The organism is Collinsella aerofaciens, assembly GCF_019131995.1.
Lineage (GTDB): Bacteria > Actinomycetota > Coriobacteriia > Coriobacteriales > Coriobacteriaceae > Collinsella > Collinsella aerofaciens_S.
The window spans coordinates 1-8,158 of record NZ_JAHONA010000049.1 but is presented as its reverse complement, the minus strand read 5'-3'; the positions used below and the strand labels follow the sequence as shown (position 1 = coordinate 8,158).

At 61.4% G+C, this 8,158-nt stretch carries 7 protein-coding genes and 1 tRNA gene; 1 reads left to right on the top strand and 7 read right to left on the bottom strand.

Translation table 11 applies throughout. The features are described 5' to 3' along the window. Positions 1–247: 247 nt before the first annotated feature. The 7 genes from dtd to asnB all read right to left on the bottom strand — a co-directional run bounded on the left by dtd (position 248) and on the right by asnB (position 7,772). Positions 248–694: a D-aminoacyl-tRNA deacylase gene (gene dtd, locus KSY82_RS09995; RefSeq protein ID WP_035137554.1), complete on the bottom strand. Its 447-nt coding sequence runs from the start codon at positions 692–694 to the stop codon at positions 248–250. 3 nt (positions 695–697) lie between these two features. Next, on the bottom strand, positions 698–1,339 hold the full coding sequence (gene rdgB / locus KSY82_RS09990; RefSeq protein WP_022094898.1) for an RdgB/HAM1 family non-canonical purine NTP pyrophosphatase: 642 nt from the start codon (positions 1,337–1,339) through the stop codon (positions 698–700). Positions 1,340–1,481: 142 nt separating this feature from the next. After that, positions 1,482–2,207, bottom strand: a complete 726-nt coding sequence (rph, locus tag KSY82_RS09985; protein WP_217751098.1) for a ribonuclease PH — start codon at positions 2,205–2,207, stop codon at positions 1,482–1,484. Between the two features lie 55 nt (positions 2,208–2,262). Further along, the gene (gene murI / locus KSY82_RS09980; protein WP_035137557.1) at positions 2,263–3,147 is read right to left on the bottom strand and encodes a glutamate racemase; all 885 of its coding nucleotides are present in this window, start codon (positions 3,145–3,147) and stop codon (positions 2,263–2,265) included. A gap of 51 nt (positions 3,148–3,198) precedes the next feature. After that, the gene (locus KSY82_RS09975; protein WP_217751097.1) at positions 3,199–4,110 is read right to left on the bottom strand and encodes an HAD family hydrolase; all 912 of its coding nucleotides are present in this window, start codon (positions 4,108–4,110) and stop codon (positions 3,199–3,201) included. A gap of 107 nt (positions 4,111–4,217) precedes the next feature. Further along, the gene (locus KSY82_RS09970; protein WP_117774379.1) at positions 4,218–5,780 is read right to left on the bottom strand and encodes a Mur ligase family protein; all 1,563 of its coding nucleotides are present in this window, start codon (positions 5,778–5,780) and stop codon (positions 4,218–4,220) included. Between the two features lie 111 nt (positions 5,781–5,891). Next, entirely contained in the window at positions 5,892–7,772 is a 1,881-nt protein-coding gene (gene asnB, locus KSY82_RS09965) for an asparagine synthase (glutamine-hydrolyzing) (RefSeq protein WP_117745773.1), read from the bottom strand. 187 nt (positions 7,773–7,959) lie between these two features. On the opposite strand from asnB, the gene KSY82_RS09960 reads away from it, so the two are divergent. After that, positions 7,960–8,035 (top strand) — tRNA-Val (locus tag KSY82_RS09960). Positions 8,036–8,158: the final 123 nt, after the last annotated feature.

Here is an 8,158-nt window from a genome sequence, read left to right as displayed (position 1 = left end):
AAACGGAATAGACGGACCGGCCGTCCGGCTGAGTCTGGGAAGAGGTGCCGGGCGGCGGGCGGAGCATGGCCACCGGACCCATCGAAACACATCTCCACCGTTCCATCAACTGGGAAAACGGCGCCCCCGGACCCCAGGAGGGGCCGCGGGGGCGTTCAGCTAGCTGCGGGAATGGCCTATTTGCTCAATGTGTTCGGCTGAGATCGGAAATCAACCAGCTTAAAAAGCCCGGTCCCAAATTGACTACTTACAGACTATCGGTGTCCAAGACGATGGTGAACGGACCGTCGTTGACAAGATCGACTTTCATATCGGCGCCGAAGATGCCATGTGCTACTTGCTCGACGTCCTCGCGCACAAGCGTCAAGAAGTACTCGTAGAGCTCGTTGGCGACATCGGGGGCGCCGGCATCCGTAAACGACGGACGGCGGCCGTGGCGGCAGTCGGCAAACAGCGTGAACTGCGACACCACGAGCACCTCGCCGTCGACATCGGCAAGTGCCAGGTTGGTCTTGCCGTTCTCGTCCTCGTTGATACGCAGCCCGCGGAGCTTGCCCCACAGCTTGTCGGCCTCGGCACGCGTATCGCCATGGCCCACACCCAGCAGCACCAGGTAGCCGCGTCCAATGCGGCCCACGCACTCGCCGTCGACCGTCACGCCGGCGTTGAGCACGCGCTGCACCACCGCACGCACGGTCTACTCCTCGCCCGTCAGCTTGGCGGACAGATGCTCGAGCGCGTGGAAACGATGGCTGATGGCGTTCTTCTCGTCCGCCGTCAGCTCGGCCATGGTCTTGCCCGGCGTGTCGACCGGCAGGAACAGCGGGTCGTAGCCAAAACCATGGTCGCCGCGGCCCTCGTGCGCGATAACGCCCTCGCAGGCGCCCTCGCCATAGGTAACCAGACCATCCGTGTCGATGAGCGCAACGACGCTCATAAAGCGCGCGGTGCGATCCTCGTCCGCCACGCCTTCCAGGTTAACGAGCAGCTTTGCATTGTTGGCGGCATCGTCGCCGTGCACGCCCGCATAGCGCGCACTATACACACCGGGCTCGCCGTCCAGCGCGTCGACGACCAGGCCGGAATCGTCGGCGATGGCCATAAGCCCCGTCTCCTCAACCGCAGCCTGCGCCTTGATGATGGCGTTCTCCAAAAACGTCGTGCCGTTTTCCTCGGGGTCCTCAAAATCGCCCAGCTGGCCGAGCGCCACAAAGCGCACCTCGGGCATGACCTTGCCCAAAATGGCCTCGATCTCGGTGAGCTTATGGGCGTTGCCCGTTGCCACGACGATGGTCGCCGCCGGGTCGAGAGTGTCAATGTCGATCTTCTCAAGTGCCATGAGTGGCCTCCTTGTCTCTATAGCAATGCCGCGCCGAGGGCGACGAGGGCCTCTGCCTCTCCCCTCTCAATCAACGGCAGTCTTGTGTCTAGACGTCTCCGCAGATAAAACCTACCAAAATAAACCCGTCCCTTTTGGCAGGTTAGGCGATGGCTTGGCGCTGAAGCTCGATGAGCTCGGCGATACCCTTGTCGCCCAGGTCGAGCAGGGCGTTGAGGCGTTTGCGGTCAAAGGGCGCCTGCTCGCCGGTGCCCTGGAGCTCGATCATCTCGCCGGTGTCGGTGGCGACGAGGTTCATGTCGACCTCGGCATGGCTGTCCTCCGAATAATCGAGGTCAAGCAGAGTATTGCCGTCGACAACGCCCATGGAGATGGCAGCCACCTGGCCGATAAGCGGGATGCGTTCGATCTTGCCCGCCTCGACCCACATGGCGAGGGCGTCGTGCAGCGCCACCCAGGCGCCGGTGATGCTCGCTGTACGCGTGCCGCCATCGGCCTGAATCACATCGCAGTCGACGGTGACGGTGTACTCGCCGAGCGCCTTCATGTTGACGACGGTACGCAGGCTGCGGCCAATGAGGCGCTCGATCTCCATGGAGCGACCCTTGCGGTTGGCGTGTTCGCGCTTGCAGCGCTTGCCGGTCGACGCCGGCAGCATGGCGTATTCCGCGGTCACCCAGCCGGCCTTAGCTCCCTTTCGCCAGCCCGGCACGCCCTCCTCGATAGTGGCGGCGCACAGCACGCGCGTGTCACCGAACTCGGCCAAACACGAGCCGTGGGCGTGCTTCATGACGCCGCGAGTCAGTTTGATGGGGCGCAGCTCATCGGCGGCGCGGCCGTTGGCGCGGTTGACCTGCATATACTCCATGGAAAAATCCTTTCGGCAAAAGGTGAACGTGAGCCTTTGGTCGGCGACCCTATATCTATTTCAGTTCGTCGATATCGATATGCTCAATGCTCTTGAGCGGCTGACCAAAGATAAAGCTGCCCGCCACCGCAAACTCGGCAATGTTATCAGCCGTCGTGGCAAAACGATGCTGCGGCTCGGCGGCGTCGCCCGCCAGCTGCTCGCGGCGCGTGAGGATATCGGTCAGCTCGCGCGTGGTCTCCTCGGCGGAACTCACGACGCGCACCCCAGGCCCCAGCGCATGGCGGATAGGTCCCACCAACAGCGGGAAATGCGTACAGCCGAGCACCACGGTATCGATACCGTGGTCGCGCAGCGGCTCAACCGTGGCACCCACCAGCGCGCGCACGGCAGGCGTATCGAAGATATCCTCGTTCTCAAGCCACTGTTCCTGCAGATGTGCACCCGAGGCGAGCTCGTGTTCGACAACCTCGACAAAGCTCGAGGCAGGACAGCCGTATACATCGACGCCGGCATCTAGATCCTGAATGGCGCGCGTGTAGGCGCCCGAGCGAATGGTGAGGTTGGTGGCGAGCACGCCCACGCGACGCGTACGCGTGCTGTTGATTGCTGCACGGGCACCCGGCGCAATCACGCCGATCACGGGAACGTCGAGCACCTGCTGGGCCAAACGCAAGGCCGCAGCGGTCGCCGTGTTGCAGGCGATGACCATAATCTTGACGTCGTGCTTCGAAAGCCAACGACCCGCCTGCAGCGCAAACGAGCGCACCTCATCCTCGGTGCGCGTGCCGTAGGGGCAGCGCTTGGTGTCGCCAAAGTAGTAGACGGACTCGTGCGGCAACGCCGTCGCAATCGCGCGCGCAACCGTCAGACCGCCCAAACCAGAATCGAACACGCCAATCGGGCGCGTGTCGCCTGCCGGATTCTCGATATCGGACATTACCTCACCAGTCTCTCTCGAAAAGACATGTCCACGTGCGGCGACGCCGCGCTACGAACGCGCCGCGACCAGCAGCTCTGCCGTCGCCGCCCAACCGTCGACAATTTTGCCGCGCGTAACGAAAGCGTTCTCGCAAGCAGCCAGGAACTCGAGCGCGCCGGCGCTCGTCAGGCCATTCTCGACCAGGCAGAACGTGCCCACGTGATCGGCCATGTAGAAGTCGGACTCGGAATCGCCGAGCGCCAACGTCTCCTCGCGCTCGATCCCCAGGTGCTCGCAGAAGCGCGCAATGGCGACGCCTTTGTTGAGGCCCGCGGGGTTGATGTTGAATGCGCGACCGTCCTCGACGCGATCGAGCTCGAGCGTCGTCGGCTTGGACAGGTGAGTCAGATGGCCGTTGCAAGCCCAGATCAGACCGCAGCCGGCCTCGTCCAGGATGGCCTGGACCTCATCGTCGGGCACATCGCCGCGCATGCCGACGGTGACCTCACGGTATTTGTAGCCGGTCGACATGTCGTTGTGGTACTCGATCTTGTGCGGCCAGCGGGCAAGGATCTTCTCGCACACGCCGGTCTGCTCGATCACCTGGTGCGGCGTGAAGCCACAGGCGGGGTCGTAAGGCATGTCACCGGTCAGATACTCCCAATCGTTGGCTTTGAGGTCGTACATAACCAGGCCGCCCATCTCACCAATGTAGGAGTTGAGGCCGAGCACGCGCGCGTCCTCGTGGATCATGGTGCGGTTGCGGCCCGAGGTGGGAACCACCTGAATACCAGCGCGAGCGAGCGCCACGACGGCCTCGACGAGTTTGGTCGAGGGGTTGCCGTCGTTGTCGCGCAGCACGCACGAGCCGGGTGCAAGCATCGTGGCATCCAGGTCGGTAAAGACGTACTTGACCTTGGCCAAGCGCTCGCGCATCTCGCCCGAAAGCTCAGCGACGGTCGGCAGGGTATTGTGGGACATGGTTACTCCGTTTACGTAGAAGGGTTTGGACTTGGACGGCATGTTTTGATTGAGGGAACACGCTTATGGCGACAGCGCACTCAGGGCGCCGCCGCCATCATGGTTCATTAGTCAAACTGGGTAACATCGATCAGGCGATTGGCCAGCGAAAGGTCGCTCTCGATGGGCACGAACTCGTCGCCCACGTGCATGAGCTCCTCGTCACCCTTTGCCAGCAGCAAGACAATGGTGGGAGCATCGGGGTTGACGTACTCCTCGCGCGCCGCCTTGAACGCCGCATGCACAGCGGCTTCGCGGTCGAGGATGATCTTGTTCGGCGTATCGTCGGGAACATGCTCGGCAAGCTCGCGACAGACCTTCATCGGGTCCTCGTGAGCTGGATCCTCGTTCGTAAAGATCATCAGGTCGGAATACGGTGCGGCCTCGCGTGGCAATTGCTCGCGGCGCTCCTGCGCCTTGCCGCCGGCGGCGCCAAACAGCGCAATGACGGGGCTAGCGGGAAACGCGCGCTTGACCGACGAGAAAAGCGAACGGAACGAAAGCTGGTTGTGCGCATAGTCAACGACGCAGATCACGCGGCCGTCCTTCGACTCCACGACCTCCATGCGGCCCGGCACACGCAGTTTGGAGAGGCCCTTCTTGATAGCCTCGATACCGATGCCGATCTCGCGCGCAGCGGCGATAGCGACCAGCGCGTTTTCCACGTTAAAGTCGCCCGCGATACCCAGCAGGACCTTCTCCCCCGCCTCGGGCTCGTCGGCGCTCATGCCGTGCAAGTTGAACTCGATGTTAAAGCCGAGCATGCGGACATCGCTCGCCCACAGGCTTGCCTCGGGATGCTCGACGCCAACGGTCACCAAGCGCTCGGCCGTCGACGCTGCCTCTAGCACACGGTCAACCTCATCGGTGCCCAGATTCACCACGGCGGTCTTTGCCTGGTCAAAGATCCTAAGCTTGCTCTCAAAATAATCCTCAAACGTGGGGTGTTCGATCGGCGAGATGTGGTCGCGGCCGATGTTGAGGAAGCACGCCACGTCAAACGGCAGATTCTCGACGCGTTGGTACTTGAGCGCCTGGCTCGAGACCTCCATGACCATGGACTGGCGACCGGACGTGCGGCAGTTGGCGATATGGCGCCAAACCTCGGGGGCCTCGGGCGTGGTGTTGGTGCTCTCGTAGCACTCGATACCATCGTCGGTACTCACCGAGCCGATCATGCCGCAGGACTCGCCCGCCGCCTTGATGATGGACTGGAGCATAAAAGCGGCCGTGGTCTTTCCCTTGGTGCCGGTGATGCCCACGATCTTGACGTCGTGGTCGGGACGGTCGTAGACCTCCGGCGGCAACAGGGCCATGGCCGTGCGAACACTATCAACAACCAGCATCGCAGCACCGCTCTCCTGCGCCAGCGGCTCCAGAGACTCGACCAGCGACTCCTCGCACACAAATGCGACGGCGCCCGCATCGAGCGCCATGCTCAAAAACGCGGGCTTAAAGGCAGCACCTTTGCAAAAGAATACGTCACCTGCCGAGACCGCGCGCGAATCAAACGAGCAGCCGGTCACGGCGCGCTCGTCAACCTGCTCTGATGCGCGCAGCTCGCCGCACACATCGAGAAGCTTGGCAAGCGTATCGACCGTGGTCACGGTCGCGGAATCCGAATGGTGCATCTTTCACCTTTCTCAGCCATTTGGCAGGGACGGTTTTATAGTAACTGAAACGCACCCACGCAAAAACGGCTCCCGGAGGAGCCGTTACGCGCAGGCGTTCGTAAGCCGAGGCTAGGCAGCCTGAACAGCGGGCTGGTCCTCGTCGATAAAGAAGCGCTTGTACCACACTAGGAACACGAGCGGCGTATAGATCTTGCGCTGGAAATCGCCCTTGCCCGCAAAGTGCAGATCGAGCAGGTGCATGAGCTCGTCGGTATTGAAGAACTCGCTTGCCCACGGCGCGGTGAAGTACTCCTTGACATAGTCGTACCACTTTTGCTCGCGCAGCCAGTAGACAATCGGCACCGGGAAGCCCACCTTGGGACGGGTGGCCCACTCATCGGGCAGCGACTTGTTGGCAGCGTGGCGGAGTACCTGTTTGTTGCCGTTCTCGTTGATGCGGTAGCGGTCGGGAATGTGCTCGGCGAACTCCATGACTTTGCGGTCCAGGAAGGGCACGCGCAGCTCCAGCGAGTGCGCCATGCACATCTTGTCGGCCTTGAGCAGAATGTCGCCCGGGAGCCACATGTTCATGTCCAGGTACTGCTTCTTGACCAGTTCGGGCTGACCCTTCACGCGTGCGTAGATGGGTGCAGCGAGCTCAAAGGCGCCATCGCCGGTGTTGTACTCGGGCTTGAGCACGCCGTCGACCTCGCGCTCCGGCCATACCAGAGCCTGTCCCAGGAACGACTTCTCGGGGATCTCGGCACCTTTGACCAGGAAGTTATGTCCCTTGAAGTACGGCATATGCAGCGCCAGGTTACCGAGCGCGCGACGGATGGGCAGCGGCACCATCTTTTTGTACTTGCGCACCGGGACCGTGTCCTCGTAGTAGGCGTAGCCGCCAAAGAGCTCGTCGGCGCCTTCGCCCGAAAGCACGACGGTAACGTCCTTGCGGGCCATCTCGGCCAAGAACCACAGCGGCACGGAAGACAGGTTGGACTGCGGCTCGTCCATGTGATACTGGATGTCCTCGAGCGCACCGAAGAACTCGTCGGCGGTAATCATCTTGCGAACGTTCTCGACGCCGAGCTTATCGGAAAGCTCCTTGGCGTAGTTGGTCTCGTTGAAGTTCTTGTAGTCAAAGCCCACCGAGAAGGTCTTGTCGGGCATGAGGCAAGCGGCGATGTAGCTGGAGTCGACGCCACCGGAGAGGAACGACGCGACCTTGACGTCGGCGATGCGATGGGCCTCGACACTCTCGTGCACGACCTCGTCCAGCTCATCGACATACTCTTCGAACGGCTTCTCGACGGCAGAGTAATCGCAATCCCAGTAGCGCTCGATGTTCATCTTGCCGGTCGGAATATCGACGGTAAAGTAGTGCGCCGGCGGCAGCTTGTAGACACCCTCGAAGAAGGTCTCCTCAGTCGCCGAATACTGCAGCGTCATGTACGGACGCAGAGCCTTTTTGTTGACCGCCTTGTGGAAGTGCGGGTAGTCCAGGAAGCTCTTGATCTCGGAACCAAAGAGCACGCCCGGAGCGCCGTCGCCCGCATCGGCCATGGGATAGTAGTAGAGCGGCTTGATGCCAAAGATGTCGCGGGCGCCAAAAAGCTTGTTCTTCTTTTTGTCCCAGATGACGAAGGCGTACATACCGCGCAGACGATCGAGTACGGCCTCGCCCCACTCCTCGTAGCCGTGCAGGAGGCTCTCGGTGTCGGCGCCGCAGTGGAACTTGTAGCCCTTGGCCTCGAGCTCGGAACGGAGTTCTTGGAAGTTGTAGATCTCGCCGTTGAAGACAATGACGACGCTGCCGTCCTCATTGGCCATGGGCTGAGCGCCGGCCTCGGTCAGGTCGAGGATCGACAAGCGGCGGAAGCCGAGGGCAACGCGGCCGTCGATAAACTGACCGCCCATGTCGGGACCGCGATGGACGATGCGGTCCATCATCTTGGTGAGCACCTCGGATTGGTTATCCGTCCCACCGACAAAACCGACAAAACCGCACATATACTATCCCCTCTGCTGTTGCTGGGCATCAAATCGAATCAGTAGCTTTTGAGTATACCCGAGGGCGTAAAGAGGGGCGGAATGTTCAGGCAATCTCAACTGAATCAGCTCCGCTGCGACACGTGCCAGTTACCTTTAATGGATATGAGATGAATGAGGCGATTGTTTTGCTATACTCTCTCCGCACGGGCGATTGGCGCAACGGTTAGCGCAGGTGCTTTACACGCACAAGGCTGGGGGTTCGAATCCCTCATCGCCCACCACTGAATTGGAAACGGTCCTCGCAAGGGGACCGTTTTGTAATATGAGAAAGCCATTGTCAATAGGCATGTTCGTTCGAGCCCGGTTTGAAACCGGGCTTTTTCGTTTCCCGTCGGGAGAGCCCG